This window comes from Persicimonas caeni (assembly GCF_006517175.1).
Taxonomy (GTDB): Bacteria; Myxococcota_A; Bradymonadia; order Bradymonadales; family Bradymonadaceae; genus Persicimonas; species Persicimonas caeni.
Window position 1 is genome coordinate 7,554,032 of sequence record NZ_CP041186.1, and the last position, 15,915, is coordinate 7,569,946.

The 15,915-nt window shown below is 65.3% G+C and carries 10 protein-coding genes; 3 read left to right on the top strand and 7 right to left on the bottom strand.

All coding sequences use genetic code 11. From position 1 onward, the window contains the following. The first annotated feature begins 9 nt into the window (after window positions 1–9). A complete protein-coding gene (locus FIV42_RS28060; RefSeq protein ID WP_141200904.1) occupies window positions 10–1,365 on the top strand; it encodes a serine/threonine-protein kinase in 1,356 nt (451 codons plus the stop codon). 147 nt (window positions 1,366–1,512) lie between these two features. Here the strand turns inward: FIV42_RS28060 and alaS are convergent, their stop codons facing one another. Further along, on the bottom strand, window positions 1,513–4,191 hold the full coding sequence (alaS, locus tag FIV42_RS28065) for an alanine--tRNA ligase (protein WP_141200905.1): 2,679 nt from the start codon (window positions 4,189–4,191) through the stop codon (window positions 1,513–1,515). Between the two features lie 432 nt (window positions 4,192–4,623). On the opposite strand from alaS, the gene FIV42_RS28070 reads away from it, so the two are divergent. Then, a complete protein-coding gene (locus FIV42_RS28070; protein ID WP_141200906.1) occupies window positions 4,624–5,697 on the top strand; it encodes a tetratricopeptide repeat protein in 1,074 nt (357 codons plus the stop codon). 210 nt (window positions 5,698–5,907) lie between these two features. Here the strand turns inward: FIV42_RS28070 and FIV42_RS28075 are convergent, their stop codons facing one another. The 4 genes from FIV42_RS28075 to FIV42_RS28090 form a co-directional block, all read right to left on the bottom strand. Continuing rightward, entirely contained in the window at window positions 5,908–6,537 is a 630-nt protein-coding gene (locus tag FIV42_RS28075; protein ID WP_141200907.1) for a hypothetical protein, read from the bottom strand. Between the two features lie 63 nt (window positions 6,538–6,600). Then, window positions 6,601–9,099 carry a PH domain-containing protein gene (locus FIV42_RS28080; RefSeq protein WP_141200908.1) on the bottom strand — a complete coding sequence of 833 codons (2,499 nt, stop codon included), beginning with the start codon at window positions 9,097–9,099 and terminating at the stop codon, window positions 6,601–6,603. Window positions 9,100–9,395: 296 nt separating this feature from the next. Beyond that, entirely contained in the window at window positions 9,396–10,283 is an 888-nt protein-coding gene (locus FIV42_RS28085; RefSeq protein WP_141200909.1) for a mechanosensitive ion channel family protein, read from the bottom strand. Window positions 10,284–10,286: 3 nt separating this feature from the next. After that, complete coding sequence (locus FIV42_RS28090; protein WP_141200910.1) at window positions 10,287–11,102, bottom strand: hypothetical protein; 816 nt, start codon at window positions 11,100–11,102, stop codon at window positions 10,287–10,289. Between the two features lie 325 nt (window positions 11,103–11,427). On the opposite strand from FIV42_RS28090, the gene FIV42_RS28095 reads away from it, so the two are divergent. Beyond that, window positions 11,428–12,801 (top strand): carboxypeptidase-like regulatory domain-containing protein, encoded by a 1,374-nt coding sequence (locus FIV42_RS28095; RefSeq protein ID WP_141200911.1) that lies wholly within the window; start codon window positions 11,428–11,430, stop codon window positions 12,799–12,801. A 21-nt stretch (window positions 12,802–12,822) separates the two neighbouring features. Here the strand turns inward: FIV42_RS28095 and FIV42_RS28100 are convergent, their stop codons facing one another. Further along, the gene (locus FIV42_RS28100) at window positions 12,823–13,578 is read right to left on the bottom strand and encodes an ABC transporter ATP-binding protein (protein WP_141200912.1); all 756 of its coding nucleotides are present in this window, start codon (window positions 13,576–13,578) and stop codon (window positions 12,823–12,825) included. A 66-nt stretch (window positions 13,579–13,644) separates the two neighbouring features. Next, window positions 13,645–15,480, bottom strand: a complete 1,836-nt coding sequence (locus FIV42_RS28105) for a DUF4132 domain-containing protein (protein WP_141200913.1) — start codon at window positions 15,478–15,480, stop codon at window positions 13,645–13,647. Between the last annotated feature and the right edge of the window lie 435 nt (window positions 15,481–15,915).

A 15,915-nucleotide genomic window follows, 5' to 3' on the forward strand; every position in this document is an offset into this window, starting at 1 on the left:
CTTCCTCGAATGTTCATCAATCGACAGCTAGGCGAGTATATTCTGCTGCGCCGGCTGGCCGTCGGCGGTCAGTCTGAGGTCTTTCTTGCGATGAAAGAGGGCCCGGATCACTTCTCGCGTCCGCTCGTCATCAAGGCGCTGCCGACGAAGTACCGCCACGACCCCGTCTTCGTCGAGCTCTTCTACCGCGAGGCGTTCCTGTCGGCGCGCTTTTCGCACCCCAACGTGATCACGGTCCACGACGCGCGCATTCTGCGCGGCGAGCACTGCATGATCATGGACTTCATCGCCGGTCAGACCGTCGCCGACATCGCCCAGCGAGGCTACAAAAACGGCAGCCCCCCGACGATCAAGCAGACCGTACAAATCGTCGCCGACGCGTGTGACGGCCTGCACTACACCCACGAGTTTCGCGACCTCGACGAGACTCGCTATTCGGTCGTCCACCGCGACGTCAGCCCTCAAAACCTGATGGTGACCTATCAAGGCGTCACCAAGGTCTTCGACTTTGGCATCGCCAAGGTCCAAGAGAAGGGCGAGCAGCACGACACGCTCGCCGGGGGCAAATATGCCTACATGAGCCCCGAGCAGTGCCTCGATCAGCCGGTCGACGCGCGCTCGGACGTCTTCAGCCTGGGCATCATCCTGTACGAATTGGCCGCCGGCCGCCGCCTGTTCCGGCGCGGCTCCAAAGCCGACGTCATCGCCGCGGTCACAGAAGAGCCGATCACGCCGCCGAGTCAGTTCGACCCGTCGTTCCCCGAAGAGCTCGAAGCCATCGTCATGCGCTCGCTGGCGCGTGACCCCGAAGCGCGCTACCAGACCGCCGCGCAGATGCGCGACGACCTCTTGCAATTCCTGTCGTCGCGCTCCAACGGTCGAGCACGCCACGAACTCGGGGATTACGTCGCCGAGCTCTTCGCCGCCGAACGCGCCGACATCGCCCAGACGGTGCGTCGCGCCTCGCAGGGCGAGCTCCAGCCGAAGCCGCTGGGCAATCTGCCCCTCGAGAAGCTCGGCCGCGCCGACGTCGAGTTCACCGCCGAGGAGCTCGAGGTACCGATGCCCGAGCCCGAAGAGGACAGCGCGCTCGCCGCGCAACTCTCCTCGGAGAGCGACGACCAACTGGCGGCCGACGGCGGCCAGCGCACGGTCACCGAGACCGCCGAGGTCGACCGCTCGCTTCTCCAAGACGCCCACAAAAAGAACCGTCGCCTCGTCGACGAAGTCACCCGACTGCAGCGCCGCCAAAACCTCCTCATCGCGCTCATCTGCGCGCTGGCGCTCGCCGCCGCCGGTCTGACCTACTACACCCAAGTTCAAGCCAACAAAAAAAGCGAGCCGATCGAAATCGGCTCGCAATAGAACTGCTTCCAAAATTCACGCCTCGGTTCCTGAAGGCCCCGCAAATCGCAACCCCTATGTCCTTCGATGCCCATGTAGAGGGCGCCTCGATTTCTGAAGGCCTTCTACATAAGCAATTAAAGACATAGGGGCTGCGTATCGCTACGCCTAGCCAAGAGCGTTGCGCACGGCTTCTTCGAAGCTGTCGACCGCGGCCTGCAGCCCGCCGACGTTCGTACCGCCGGCCTGGGCCAGGGTGGGGCGCCCGCCGCCGCGTCCGTCGACGTGCTTAGCGGCTTCGTTGATGAGCGGGCCGGCCTTGAGGCCGCGCTCTTTGAACGCCGAATCGGTCACCACGCACAATAGCGCAGCCTTGCCGTCGATCTCGCTGGCGAGCAGCACGACGCCCTGGTCGAGTTGCTGGCGCAGCTTGTCGGCGTAGGCGAGCATCTGGTCGCGGGTGTCCGCGCCGATGGTGCTGGCGATGACCTTGACGCCGTCGATGTCGGCGGCGTCGGAGACCAGGTCGCTCGACTCGGTCTGGGCGAGCTTTTGCGACAGGCGGTCGACCTGCTTTTCGAGCTCGGCGCGCTCCTCCAAGAGCGCTTTGGCGCGCTTGATGATGTCGTGCGCGTCGGTCTTGAGCGTCTTAGCGACCTCGTCGAGGGTGTCGGCGTCCTTGCGGAAGCTCTCGTACGCTCCCTGCTCGGTGACCGCCTCGATGCGGCGGATGCCGGCGGCGACGCCCGACTCGCCCGTGATGCGGAACAGGTTGATGTCGCTGGTGTTCTCGACGTGCGTGCCGCCGCAAAGCTCGACGGACTCGCCCGGGATTTCGATGACGCGCACCTTGTCGCCGTACTTCTCGCCGAAGATGGCCATCGCGCCCATCTGGTCGACGGCGCGCTCACGCGAGATGTCGACGTGCGGGGTGACGTCGTGGCCCTCGCGAATCAGGCGGTTGACGCGGTCCTCGATGGAGCGAAGCTGCTCGTCGGTGAGCGGCTCGCCGTGGCTGAAGTCGAAGCGCAGACGATCCGGCGCGACGAGCGAGCCCGACTGGAAGATCGAGTCGGAGACGATGTCGCGAAGCGCGGCGTGCAGAAGGTGCGTGGCGGTGTGGTTCGCCATCGTCTGGCGACGAAGCGTCTCGTCGACGGTCGCCACGAACTCGCCTTTGAGGGTGTCGTCGCGGTCGACGGTGCCTTTTTCGCGCTCGACGGTGTGCACGATGCCAATCGGGGCCTTCTGCGTGTCGACGACGCGGAACACGACGCTGTCGTCGGTCGCCTTGATGACGCCGCGGTCGCCAATCTGGCCGCCGGACTCGGCGTAGAAGGGCGTCTTCGTCAGCAGAATCTGGTAGCGGTCGTCCTCGAGCGGGCGGAAGCGCGTGATCGAGGTGGTCACCTCGGTGTTGTCGTAGCCGACAAACTCGCTGTCCTGCTCGTCGTAGATGGTCACCCAGTCGCCCACACCGGCGGCGTCGGCGTGGACGTCCTTGCCGCGCGAGGTCTCCTGGTGCTGCGACCACAGCTTCTCGTAGCCCTGCCAGTCGATCGACAGGCCTTTCTCCTCAGCCATGATCTCGGTCAAGTCGGGCGGGAAGCCGTAGGTGGCGTGCAGTTGGAAGACCTCTTCGCCGGTCAGCTCGTCGCGGTCGGCCTGCTGGGCCTTCTCGGCGGCCTGCTCGAACAGCTCGATGCCGCGGTCGATGTTGCGGAAGAAGCGCTCCTCTTCGAGGCGCATCAGCTCGCCGGCCTCGTTGCCCATCGCCTCGAGCTCCGGATAGATATCCGAGTAGTGCTCGACGACGGCCTTGGAGACTTCGTGCAGGAAGGGCTCGGTGAAGCCAATCTCGCGGCCGTAACGCACCGCGCGACGCAGGATGCGCCGAAGCACGTAGCCGCGCCCCTCGTTGGAGAACTTGGCGCCGTCACACACCGCAAAGAGCACGGTGCGCACGTGGTCGGCGATGACCGCGAAGTTCGTGAAGTCCTCGCGCGCATAGAAGGTGTCCCAGTCGTCGACCTCTTGCCCAGGAACCTCTTGGCCGAGCAGGGCGAGCGTCTTCTCGAAGATGGGGGTGAACAGCTCGGTCTGGAAGACGTTGTCGCGCCCGGCCTTGATCATGGCCACGCGGTCGAGCCCCATGCCCGTGTCGACGCTCTTCATCGGCAGCGGGTTGAGCTCGCCCGTCTCGTCGCGGTTGAACTCCATGAAGACCAGGTTCCAGATCTCGACGATGCGGTCTTCGTCGTAGCCCACGTCGAAGACGAGCTCGCCGGCTTCCGGGTGGTGGTCGTAGTGAATCTCGGTACACGGACCACACGGGCCGGTCGGACCCATCGACCAGAAGTTCTCCTCGTTGCCTTCCTCGATGTCGCCCAGGCGCAGCACGCGCTCTTCGGGCACGCCCATTTCGTCGACCCAGATATCGTACGACTCGTCGTCGTCCTTGTAGGTCGTCACGTACAGCCGGTCCTCTTCGAGCTCGAGCACGTTGAGCACGTAGTCCCACGCCCACTCGATGGCTTCCTTCTTGTAATAGTCGCCGAACGACCAGTTGCCGAGCATCTCGAAAAACGTCAGGTGACGTCCGTCTTTGCCGACCTCGTCCAAGTCGTTGTGCTTACCACCGGCGCGAATGCACTTCTGCACGCTCGACGCGCGGGTGTAGTCGCGCGTCTCGTTGCCGAGGAGCACGTCTTTGAACTGGTTCATGCCCGCGTTGGTGAACAACAGCGTCGGGTCACCTTGGGGTACGACGGGGGAGCTTTCGACCACGCGGTGGTCTTGGCCCTCGAAGTACTCGAGATAGCTCTTACGAATATCGGATGGCTTCATGGTCTTCGGGTTGGAATTCTGGAGTTATGAGTCACAGGCAAATGCTATTAGCAACTGTGTAATGGCTGCGCAACTGGAGTCCCTTGCTTTTCGCAGGGGCCCCACCGGTCTCGCGGACAGCGCTCGACCACCTCCCCACGGCCTGAACAACGTCCTGGGGAGGGGGATTGCCTCTCTGCAAAGAGCACCTTACCTGCAATCCCCCTCCCCAGCGCGTCGTCCAGCGCTTGGGGAGGTGCCGAGTGAAGCGAGGCGGAGGGGCCGCCCCAACAAGCAACCACTGGCCGAACGGAACAATTTCTTAAAGCAGCACTCGAACAAACTATCACGAAAAAGTTGAAGTAATTTCTTGACCCGTGCGCCGATCCCCGTCAATCTAGGTGCCCGAATGGAGTTGAGTGTGTGCCTATAATTTTCGCTGAGTTTGGCGCGATGAAAGTTTTGCTCGAGATCCTCGATGACGCTTCTCAATTGCTCGCCGCCCTCGATCGCATCGACGATCTGCGGCCTGAGACCCACCAGAAGCTTAAAGTGCTTCTCGAAGGATTGTGTGAGGAGTCGACTCGCCTGCTCCGAGACGAGCAGGCCGAGGGCGCCGAAGCGCCCGTGAGTGGAGAACGCTTCGAGCGGCGGTGCAGGGAGTGGCTCCTGCAGCGGTCGCTCGAAGCGCTCGCCGCCCAAAACTACGACCGCGCGCTCGAGTATCTCGAGCAGGGCGTCGAGACCTTCCCCGAAGATCCCGAGTTCTCGAATCACCTGGGTTTGGTGCACTGGGAGATGGGCGACTACGCCAAAGCCTCGCAATGCTACGCCCAGGCGATGGCCGCCGCGTTTCCGGTGGCCGCCGACGGCGAAGTCGACTGGCGCGCCCCTGAAAACCACGACTACCTCCGCGCGATGGAGGGCAGGGCGCTGACGCTGTGCCGCCTCAATCGCCACGAAGAAGCGCTCCCCTTATTCGACGCGCTCGCCAACATGAACGTGGTCGACTACGACGGGTGCCGCTACATGGCCGGCGAAATCCGGCACATGACCGGCGATATCAAAGGCGCCATCGAAGACTACCGGCTCGGCCCCGTCGAGCCCGCCTCCCTCTACAACCTCGCGCTCGCCCAATTCACCGACGGGCAGACCGAGGCGTCCGCAGGCACTTTCATCCGTGCCTTCGTCTCCAATATCCACGTCTTTCATCTCTTGAGCGGCCGCCAGGTCGACGCCGAGAGCTGCGTGCCCGGCTATCTGGGCAGCCGCGACTACGCCGGCGACTTCGTCCATGCCTGCGCCGACCTGTGGGAAGGCTGCGACGAGGCGGTTTCGTTCATGGAGACCTGCTTCGACCACCCGCTCGTCGAAGCCTACCTCGCCCAATGCCAAGAAGACGGCGGCGACGCCATGCTCGAGCACGAGCCCGCCGCCCAGGGCCAGGCCAGCTGGCTCGACGCCCTGATGGACCAACGCAGCGTCGCCGGCCTCGCCGAAAGCGTGGTCAAACGGTTCAATTCGTAACTGCGACTCATCGACCACATGTGATTGTCGGCGTCCAACCCCCGCGACAAGCCGCAGGGCTGCACGGGCGCCCCAAACAACGGGGCGAGCTCCGCGGGCAGCAAGCAGCCGCTCCGCTTGCAGGATCGCGGACGCGGAGCGGGGGCTTGCCCCCAGCGGAGCCAGCGCCCGTGCAGCCCCAGGGCTCGCCCTGGGGTAAACCACGTCCCCCTACCAACTCTCTATCTGATCGGCGCAGGCAATCAGCGCATCGAAGAGTCGTTCGACCTCGGCGGCGTCTTTGCAGAATTGCGGCAAGACGACGTCGACCTTGTCGTCGTCGGTGCGCACCTCCACCGAATAATCTCGTACTCTCCAAGCCTCGCGAATCAGGGTGAGCAGCGGCTCGCGAGTATTCTCGTCTTGCAGCGCTTCGCGGACCTCATCGGGCGGAGTGCCGATGAACGCGAACTCGTCGTCGACCTCGGCGAGGCCCGAGGTGACCTTTTGGAGGCGCGCGGTGAACCCCAAATCGGCTTCTGGGAGATGCGTGCGGTAGAGCACCCTCAACTTCGGCAATGAGTCGCCACGCACGGTGGTCCGCAGGATGGTGAACGATTTTCGCTCGAGCCCGTTCGAGGTGCGCACCCACGAAAACTCGACCGGGCGCCCGCGCCAGTCGCCGCTCATGCGAGCCGCAACGTCTTCAGTGGGGTCTTCGGTCGCATAGGCGAGTTGCAGCCCGTGTACTTCGCTGAAGTCGCGAAGGAAGCTGCGCTCGAGGCGTCGGTCGATAAGCGCCCAAACGAAGACGGCGCCGAATAAGAGCAGCGTGCACGCGATGGAGCAGATAAATTCCACGAGGTTTCCCCTGAAATAAAGGCAGTCGCGGGGATTGTCGCAGATTTTAGGCGATTCCGCGACTCACCGCGTCTCGGTGCGCCGCCGAATATGCTCCATGGCCACGTCGTGCTGGGCGATGGCGCGCAGCGTCAGGTCGCACGCCATGCTGCCCACCGTATAGACCTCGACGTCGGCCGTGCCGAACGGGCCGTGGGCGAAGTTGCGGCCGGTCTCGAGGTGGTCGATGCGGTCGAAGCGCACCGAGGAGCGTCGGCGGTACACGATGCCCGTGGCCGTCGAGATGCGGTCGCCTTCGATGAGGTAGTCGGTGCGGGTACTCACGAGCCACACCCAGGAGCCGGAGACGGGCAGGGTAAAGAGCGTGAAGACGAATCGCAGGTGACGGAGCAACTCGGTGCCCACGTGCGGCGCGTAGCCGACTGGTTGGCGCGGGCGCTCGTCGGGGGTCGGCGCCGCAGCTCCGCCGCGCGGCGGGTGCTCGCCCAAGCGCGCGTCGATCTGGCGGTGACGAGCGGCGAGCTCGGGCAGGTGAGCGACGCCAATCGAGAAGCCGCCGCCGGTGGCCAGATACAGGTCTCCGTGATTCGACAACGGATACTCGACGCTGTGCACGGCTTTGACGTGGCGCAACGCAGACAGGTGCTGGAACCGAAAGAAGACCCCGCCGGTCACGTCGACGTAGCCGTCGTGTAGGCTCCCGTGGAATCGCCGGTAGTAGACGCCTCGCCACAGCAGATACGGCGCGATGAGCGCCAACGGGACTCCGAGGCTCAGCCCGGCGACCCACGGGGATATCTGGACGGCGGTCGGCGCATCGACCAGCGCCAAGACCAGCGCGGCTACGCCCCACAGCGCGGGGACGAGCGCGAAGACGCCGATATGCCGCTTGAGCTCGCCGAGCATCGTGTAGTCGGGTTGCAGGCTCGCCGTCGCGGCGCGCGCATCTTTGCCGACTTGCAGCCCCAGCGCCTTTCGAAGCTCGCTCAGCAACTCTAAATCGTGGTCGATATGCTGCAGGTCGATCGTCTCGGCGGTGCCGATGGAGCGCAGCCGCACCGTCATCGTGTCCATGACGCGGTCGATGGGGTTTCGCAGCACCGAGATGGACGTGATCTTGTCGACGCTGAACTTGGTCTGCCGGCTCGACAAGAAGTCGAACGTCTCGCTCACGCGCCGCTCGTCGAAGCTGTAGTCGGTCGCCATCGTCTTAATGAGCGCTGAGGCCACGCCGAACACGCCGAAGCCGCCGATGAAGACCAGCGCGGCGAGCGCGAGCGCGCCGAAGCTCGCGATGGCGAAGGGACCCAATTCGATGGTGTCGCCGGCCATCACCGCGATGAACGGGCCGACCAGCACGAAGAAGGTCAGCGGCGCCAGGCCGAGCAGGGATTTCGCCACGGCGCGCATCGCCTTCGGCTTGAAGGTGCGCGCAGGCAGGCTCGACTCGCTCGGCGCCGAGTCGTGCTCCACCACATATTCGAGCGAGCCGACATCGGAGCCCGCAGCGGGCCTCTCCGTCTTCTCCAACAGCCCCTCGAGCGCGGCGGCGAAGTCTTTGCCGCGCGGCAGGCTCTCGAACACAATCTCGCTGCCGGCGCCGCGCGAGCTCACCTTCAGGTCGCCGAAGCCGAACAGGCGCTTGTGAATCGGGCGCGACAGCTTCGTGTCGGCGAGGTTCTCCAGCGGGATAAAGCGCAGCGTCTTGGTCAAAAAGCCGTCTTCGTAGTCGATGACGTCGTCGTGCAGCGTGTATTTGCGGCGCAAAAGGTCGATGTAGGTGAGCGTCAGGTACAGCCCCGAGCCCAACAAACCGAGCCCGCCGAGCACGAAGACGCCCACGCGCATCCGGGCGAGCATCTCGACGGCGAAGGCGGTGTCCGAGAAGACCTCGTAATTCCCTTCGAGCAGTTGCAGCAGGCTGGGGCCGGTGTCGTCGGCGAAGAGAGTCCACAGGTCGGCGCCTTCGGTCGCCCCGAAGATGCCCACGGCGTAGATGAACGCCGCGATGCGGCCCAGGAGGTCGAGCAGCGCGCCCATCGGGCCGGGGCGCTCCTGGCGCACCGTCTCGGCGCGTTGCATCGAGAAGCCGCGCTCGCGCATATACTCGGCGATACGCCGGTAGAGCGCTTCGGGCTCCTCGACGTAGGCGAGCTTGGCGTTTTGGGTGGCGCTGCCCGCTTCCTGGGCGGTGACGTGGCCGATTCCGTAGAACAGGCGCAGCAAGTACGGGCTATGCCACTCGACGAGCGTCACGTTCTCGAGGTCGAGCTCGATGGCGCGCTTCGTAAAAATGCTGCCCGTGCGCACCACCAGCCGGTCGGGCCGGACGACGTACTCGGTTTTGCGGTAGCGGGCGATGCGCTCGACGAGCACGAGCAGGGGGATCAGCGCGCAGACGGCCGGGACCAAAAATGCCCACTCGCCCAGCGCCATCGACAGCGGCGCCCAGAAAAAGAAGCTCGCCGCGGCCACGAACGCCGCGGGCAGCGCGGCCCAGCCGGTCGGTCGCAGCACGAAGGGCCGCATCATCGGGCGAATCGTTGTGGCCGACTTACTCACACTAACCTCGAGTTTCGCAGCGATTGCATTCTCGTTCTCGCCTACGAGGGCAAGATGCCCCCGCACCGATTACGAGGGCAAGATGCCCCCGCACCGATTACGAGGGCAAGATGCCCCCCGCACCGATGACGAGGGCAAGATGCCCCCCGCACCGATGACGAGGGCAAGATGCCCCCCGCACCGATGACGAGGGCAAGATGCCCCCGCACCGATGACGAGGGCAAGATGCCCCCGCACCGATGACGAGGGCAAGATGCCCCCGCACCGATGACGAGGGCAAGATGCCCCCGCACCGATTACGTCTCAATAACTGGTTGCGCCTTCTCGACGTGCTTCGACGGGCTCTCGGGCGCCGCAGGCGCGCTCGGCTCGCCGTAGACGTGGTGGACGACGCGTTGCGGGAACGGAATCTCGATCTTCGCCGCCTCGAGCGCCTCTTTGATGGCCTGCGTAAGCTCACTCTTGGCGGTGATGAAGTCCTGGCGCACCACCCAGGCGCGCACCACCAGCGTGATACCGCTGTCGGCGAGCAACTCGACGAGCACCGCCGGCTCCGGCTCGTCGAGCACGGCTTTGTGGTCGCGCATCACCTCTTTGAGCACGCGTTGAGCCTCGCCGAGATCGGTCGAGTACGCAACCGACACGGGGATATCGATGCGGCGCACCTCGAAGAGCGTGTAGTTCGTGATCGTGCTCTTGAGCAGCGCCTCGTTGGGGATGCGCACCACCAGGTTGTCGAACGTGCGCACCTTCGTGCTCAGCAGGTCGACGTTGACAACCGTGCCGATGGTCTGGTCGATCTTGACGGTGTCGTTGATCGAAAAAGGCCGGTCGACGAGCAAGAATAGGCCCGAGATGACGTTCGAGACGCTCGTCTGCGCGGCGAAGCCGATGGCCACCGTAAAGATGCCCGCGGCGGTGAGCAGGCCGGTCAGCTTGACGCCCAGTTGGGTGAGCGCACCGAACGTGGCGAGCAGCAGGACCACGTAGAAGACGACCTTCTTGCCCACCGCGGCGCCGTGCTCGGAGCCCTGCTGGCGCATGAAGCGCTCGACGCCCTTGGCCAGGCTGCGCGCGAGCACCCAGCCGACCACGAAGATGAGCAGCGCGACGACGTACGTCTCGATGCTCTGGGGGCTGAAAATCTCGCCGATTTTCGTCGTGATATCGCTCAGTACTTTCATCGATTAAAACCCGAACTCCAGGCCCGTCTTGCTGCGATAGTCGTGCGAGAAGAAGTGGCGCTTCTTGGGCGCGATGTCTGTGCGCGCGCCGCCCAAATCGGCCAGCGGCACGGTGTTGGGCACCGGGCACTTCAGGAAGTCGAGCTCGGCTTCCTGCGCGCTCATCAAGCGCATGCTCACCTCGTTGGTGTGCACGTAGCGCCCCGAGCCGTACAGCGAGATGCCGCCGGCGGGGACCATAACCTTGGTGACCTGCAGCGGCTCCTCGGTCTTGTTGCGCACCCGCAAATAGGTGTAGGCGACGAGCTCCCGGGTATCTTCGGGCGATACTTCAGCTTCGTCGGCGTGCGGCCGCGCCTGGTGTTGCTCGATGGGCGCGGTGCGGTTGATTTCCTCGATGGAGCTGGCGTTGGGCGCGTGAATCGAGGTGCATAGCATGCCCGAATCGACCGGCCCGTACAGCGCGCGCGACAGCGAGGGCGGGGCGAGCTCGTCGAGCTTCTTGAAGCCCGCCTTGTCGCCCACGCCGACCTGCAGGTGCAGCGGAAGCCGGAGCACGCAGCGCACCGACGACGCCGACGGGCACAGAAGCTGGGTCTGCGGGAAGATGAGCAGCGGCAAGGGGCCGAAGGTCGGAACAAAGCGCAGCTTGTGCGCCGTTTCCGAAACGCCCACGAGCTTCGCCCCTTGCGGGTCGTCGCCGAACCCGTAGCGCAACGTCGTCGGGTTGATGCGCTCGACGCGCAGCGGCTTGCCGAACACGTCGAGCGTCACCGAGGTGTCGCGCTCGAGTTCGATGTCCCAGGGCCATAATTCCATGGTAGTTGGTCCTCTAGACTACGTGAGGCCAGCAGGAGTGCTGCCTGCAGGTTGTTTAGTTCAGCGCCGGGTTTTCTTCAACTGCTCGAATGCGTTATTGAGTACAAGTGCATGTGTTCTATGACTTTCGAAAAGCGCCTGACATGATGAACCTTCAGGACAGTTGCAGCTGTTCTTGGTCCTTGGTTCTTGGTAACGGCGTCGAAACATCGACCAAGAACCAAGAACCAACCACCAAGAACGGGTGCATGCGTGCTGGGCGACTCAATGGCCGAAGTGCGACTATCAAAGCTCAAAAGTTCCGTGTAATTACTCAACGATGGCTATGAATCGTCGATCCCTCATCATCGCGCTCGTTCTCATCGCCTTGGGCGGCGGTGTGGCCGCGGTGTTGTGGTCGACGAGCGAGGACGCGCGTCCCGAGGACGACCAGCCGGCGCGCACTCAACAACCGGCGAGCGCCCCTAAAGTGTTCCGGGCGCACGCGCCAAAAATTGATCAAAAACCGCGCATCATCGTCTCGCCCTCCGGCTTCGCGGTGCGCTTCTCGCCCGGCGGCGAGGCGCCCTCCGAGGCCGTCGAGGCGACGGTGGGCATGGCGGGCATCTATCCGCCGCCCACGATGCAGGCCCCCGAGGGCGGCACGATTGCGCTGCCCGCGCCCCAGGCCTCGACGCTGTGGGGCGACGAGATGCACACCTACGAGATCTTCGCGCGCACCGCCGACGGAAGCCACGCCTTCTGGAGCGAGCTGTCGACCGAAGGCCGCGCCGAGGGAGACGTCCTCGACGCCAAGCTTCTGGACGCCTCGCCGCTCACCGTCGAGGTCCGCGACGACAAAGGCGAGCCGGTCGCCGGGGCCGAGGTGCGCGTGTCGCGCGGGTTTGTGGGGCTCGTCCACCTGACCAAAGAGACCGCAGAAGACGGCACGGCCACCTTCGAGGCGCTGCCGCCCGGAAACCTTCATGTGACACTTAAGAAAAGCGGGTTCGCCCGCCTCATGCGCCGTCTGAGCCACGGCGAGGGCCAGGAGACCGTCTCGGTCGACCTCGAGCGCGGGCCCACCCGCATCGGAAACGGAGAACTCGAGCGACTCGCCGCGCAGGTGGTCGTGGAGGGGAACCGCACGGTCGTCGAGACCAACGAGCCGGGCGAAAACGCCGAAAGCGAAAGTGATACTTTAACCGAAGAGCCCGTCCAGAGCGCCGTGGACCTGTATGTGGTCGACTCGACCGGCTCGGCGGTCTCGGGGGCGTTGCTGCAGCTTTGGAAGGGCGATCGAAAGCTCTTCGAGGGCACAAGTCGAGGCACCAGGCCGGTGCCGGTCGAGCTCGAGGCGCCGTTCGAGGGGACGCTCGTCGCCTTCGACGGCCGCCGCGGCGAGGGCCGGGCGCGCCTGTCGCTGACGCGGGTCGACACGACCAAAGAGGCGATCGTCTCGCTCGACCGCCCGCTGTTGAGCCTCGACGTCCCGCCCGGGCGCATCAACTCCCGCGCCCGAATCGAGCAGATCCTGGGCGCGGAGCTCGTCCCTGACGGGGATGCGTGGCTCGCCGACGTACTCTCGCCGACCTGCGCGGCCGCCGAGGCCGGCATCGAGCGTGGCGATCGAATTGTGTGGGTGAGGAGCGTCGGCGGGGGCTATTCGGCGCTCGTCGAGCGGGGGCAGGAGCGCATGCAGGTGCTTGTTGGCCAATAAACAGGTTGGCCAATAAGCCGGTCAGTCGATGACCTTGCCGGTCGCTTCAAGGTAAATCGCGTTCAAATCACGATACTCGCCGCCGGCGAGCATGTCTTCGAGCTCGTCGCGGCTCAGGTCGCGCTCGAGCTTGCCGTCGACCATGATGACCACCCGCGAGCAGATGCGCTCGAGCATGTCGAGGATATGGCTCGACAGCAGAATCGCGCCGCCTTCGTCGCAGTAGCGCTGCAGGCGCCGACGGATGCGAAGCGTCGACTCCGGGTCGAGGCCGACGAACGACTCGTCGAGCAGCAAGAGCTCCGGCGGGCCGATAAGCGCCGCGCAGATGGCGATCTTGCGGGCCATGCCGCCCGAATACTCCTTCACAACCCGGTCGCGGGCGTCGGTCAGCTCGGTAAGTTCGAGTAGTTCTTCAACTTGTCGGTCCTGCTCGGCGCCCTCGACGCCGCGAATCTGGGCGACAAAGCGCAAGAACTCGTCGCCGGTCAGGTAGTCGTACAGGTCGAGGTCCTGGGGCACGAACCCGATATGGCGGCGCGCCTCGACGGGATTCTCGACCACGTCGACCCCGGCGACCTCCACCGAGCCGCCGTCCGGCGCCAGGATGCCCGCCACGCAGCCCATGGTGGTCGATTTGCCCGCGCCGTTCGGCCCGATAAACCCGACAAACTCCCCGGCGGCCACGTCGAGCGAGAACCCGTCGACGGCGGTCAGGCGCCGGTAGCGCTTGACGAGGTTGCTGATATGAAGGCGTGTTTTGTTCGTGTCGTTCATGGTGGCGACGTTCTAATACGTCGCGGCGTGTAGTTCAATTCTCCTGTCCATGCTCGTCAGGAGAGCTCAGATGACCTCCACGTCGTCGGCGTCGAGCCAGTGGGTCTCCCCATCGTCGCCTTTGATGCCCACGCGCTTGCCCGGCCCGAATTTGCTGTCGCCGAACCAGAACACACGCCCCTCGACGCCCTCGTTTTTTCCGCTGGTGACGCGCACACGCGATCCTTTCCCAAGGGCGTCGCTTTCGGTGGACTCGTCGGCGCCGGAGGGCTCTTGCGGCGGCCCCATCTGCTCGGGGACGTCGGGAAGGGGGGCTTCGCCCAGTATCTGACGCATCAGCAGGATCGCCTCCGAGCGGAGGTCGGCCGGGAGTTGGTCCCACCCGGATGTCTTCTCCGCTGCGTGCACCGGCCCGTCGTGTTCGGTACGTCCGAGCCGAAACTCTTCGATTTGGACCGGGCGGCTCGGCCCGCCGTAGCCGTCACCGTAGCCGTTGTGCTTGATGTAGAGCTGGCGGTCACCCATGGCCAGGTAGGCGTGGGTGGTGTTGGCGCTGCGGCGGTTGCGCCCGCTTCCGTAGTCTTCTGCGAGCAACCCGTACAGGGCGAGCTGTCGGGCGCGTTCTCGCCACAGGTCGTGCGCGAGTGGCTCGACGGGCAGCTCGGGCAGGTCGTCGCTGTCGAGGACCGAGCGTGTGCGCTGTGAGAACTGGTCTTCAAGGGGCACATCGGGCCAGTCTTCGAGATCGGTGGCCGGATGTGCCAACACGAGCGTGTCGTCGGGGCCGAGGCGCACGGTGCCGTCTGCGTCGACGAGCTTGCCATCCTGGACCCAAACCAGCCGCCCCTCGTCGGTGCGAAAGACCGCGCCCTCGACGGCGTCGCGAGCCACAGGATGCCACAGGTAGTTATTGCGCAGGTGGTAGTACCCAAAGGTGCGCCGCTGCGCGAGTGCTCGCTCGAGGGTGTGGACGGCCATCGCCTTCCAGAAGTCCAGCGTGCCGCTGGGCTCGTCCTCGCGCGGCCAGTGCCGCTCGAGCATGTCAGGCGGGTGCGGCAGGCCCCAACGCGCCCGCCACAGCACGTAGCTCTCGGTGCGGTCGACGCCGCGTACGCTTTCGAGCGGTCGGCGCAGCCCACCGTCCATCTTGAGGGCGCCCAACGCGTCGACGGCGACCTTGCTCCCCTCGGGGATACTCGCCTGCAAGGCATCGGGAAGACGCTGGCGGACCACCCAGCGCACGAAGGCGGCGAGGCTCTCGTCGGAGAGCCCCGGCGTGACCAGCTCGGCAGCGCCGCGCACCGGCTTGTGGCGCGCCTCGTCGGGCGCCAAGCCGCGCTGGAAATAGTGCGTCTCGGAGAGCAGATGGGTGGTGTACCAGCGGACCGCCGCCTCGCTCAGGGCCTCGCCGTTGCGCCACGCGAGCTGCGGCGCGCCGTCGGGCAGGCCGGGGCTCGGCATGTCGATCTCGGCGAGCAGGGCGTCGAGGCGCACGTAGTCTTCGTCGACGACGAGCTCCTCGACGACATAGGGGCTCGGATAGACGAGGGAGTTGAAGACGTCGTTGTAGAAATCGAGGCGGGCGCCGTGGACCTGCAAATAAGGCCGAAGGGCGCCGTGGTTCAACGGCGGGTGGCGGTCACCGTCGCTCCAGGCCACCGCCATCGCGGCGACCTCCTCGCGAACCTCCGAGACGCTCAGCTCGCAAGCCTGGGCGAGCTCGGCGAACGGAACGACGCGGCCCTGGTCGTCTTCGAGCACCTCGCGGATACGCGCCCACACCTGGCGGTCACTCGTGGCCCGCGCGGCGAGTTCTCGTTCGGCGCGGCGCGGCTCGGGCGCCCAGGTGCGCGCATCGTTGCGCCCGTCTTGGCGAGGGGGATCGAGGGTCTTCTCTGGCATGGTCGCGTCCCGTGCAAAGGTGATGTTGTGTGGGCCGCTTTTGTAACTGATAGGCGACTCTGTCGACAAGGGAGGGCTCAACTCCCCGGACTCCCTTCGCTTCGCTGCGGTCGCCCGGGGCTACCGAGGCCTTCGTTTCGCTGCGCTTCACTCCGGCGCGGCGCAAACTACGCGCCTTGGCGGCCCAATTGTCCTCCATCGTCAACTCGGCCACCAAGGCGCCGTCGTCCGGCGCCGCGCCGAGCGCTGTCCGCGAGGCCTCGGTAGCCCGGGGCGACCGTAGGGAGTCCCGGGTCGACATTTGCAGGGGCGCCCGAGGTTTTGCGAGGAGGTTTCAGAGGGTCCCGAAGACGTTTCGAGACGTCGCAAAGTCCCCCGGAGATTTGGAAGGGGCTCCCGGAGATCTTACAGGGACGTGCGGAGAGCTTGCAGCAA

Bases quoted from the DNA above. Each gene is read 5' to 3' on its own strand.
- FIV42_RS28060 (WP_141200904.1), top strand. From the start codon at position 10: ATGTTCATCAATCGACAGCTAGGCGAGTATATTCTGCTGCGCCGGCTG.
- alaS (WP_141200905.1), bottom strand. From the start codon at position 4,191: ATGAAGCCATCCGATATTCGTAAGAGCTATCTCGAGTACTTCGAGGGC.
- FIV42_RS28070 (WP_141200906.1), top strand. From the start codon at position 4,624: ATGAAAGTTTTGCTCGAGATCCTCGATGACGCTTCTCAATTGCTCGCC.
- FIV42_RS28085 (WP_141200909.1), bottom strand. From the start codon at position 10,283: ATGAAAGTACTGAGCGATATCACGACGAAAATCGGCGAGATTTTCAGC.
- FIV42_RS28090 (WP_141200910.1), bottom strand. From the start codon at position 11,102: ATGGAATTATGGCCCTGGGACATCGAACTCGAGCGCGACACCTCGGTG.
- FIV42_RS28095 (WP_141200911.1), top strand. From the start codon at position 11,428: ATGAATCGTCGATCCCTCATCATCGCGCTCGTTCTCATCGCCTTGGGC.
- FIV42_RS28100 (WP_141200912.1), bottom strand. From the start codon at position 13,578: ATGAACGACACGAACAAAACACGCCTTCATATCAGCAACCTCGTCAAG.
- FIV42_RS28105 (WP_141200913.1), bottom strand. From the start codon at position 15,480: ATGCCAGAGAAGACCCTCGATCCCCCTCGCCAAGACGGGCGCAACGAT.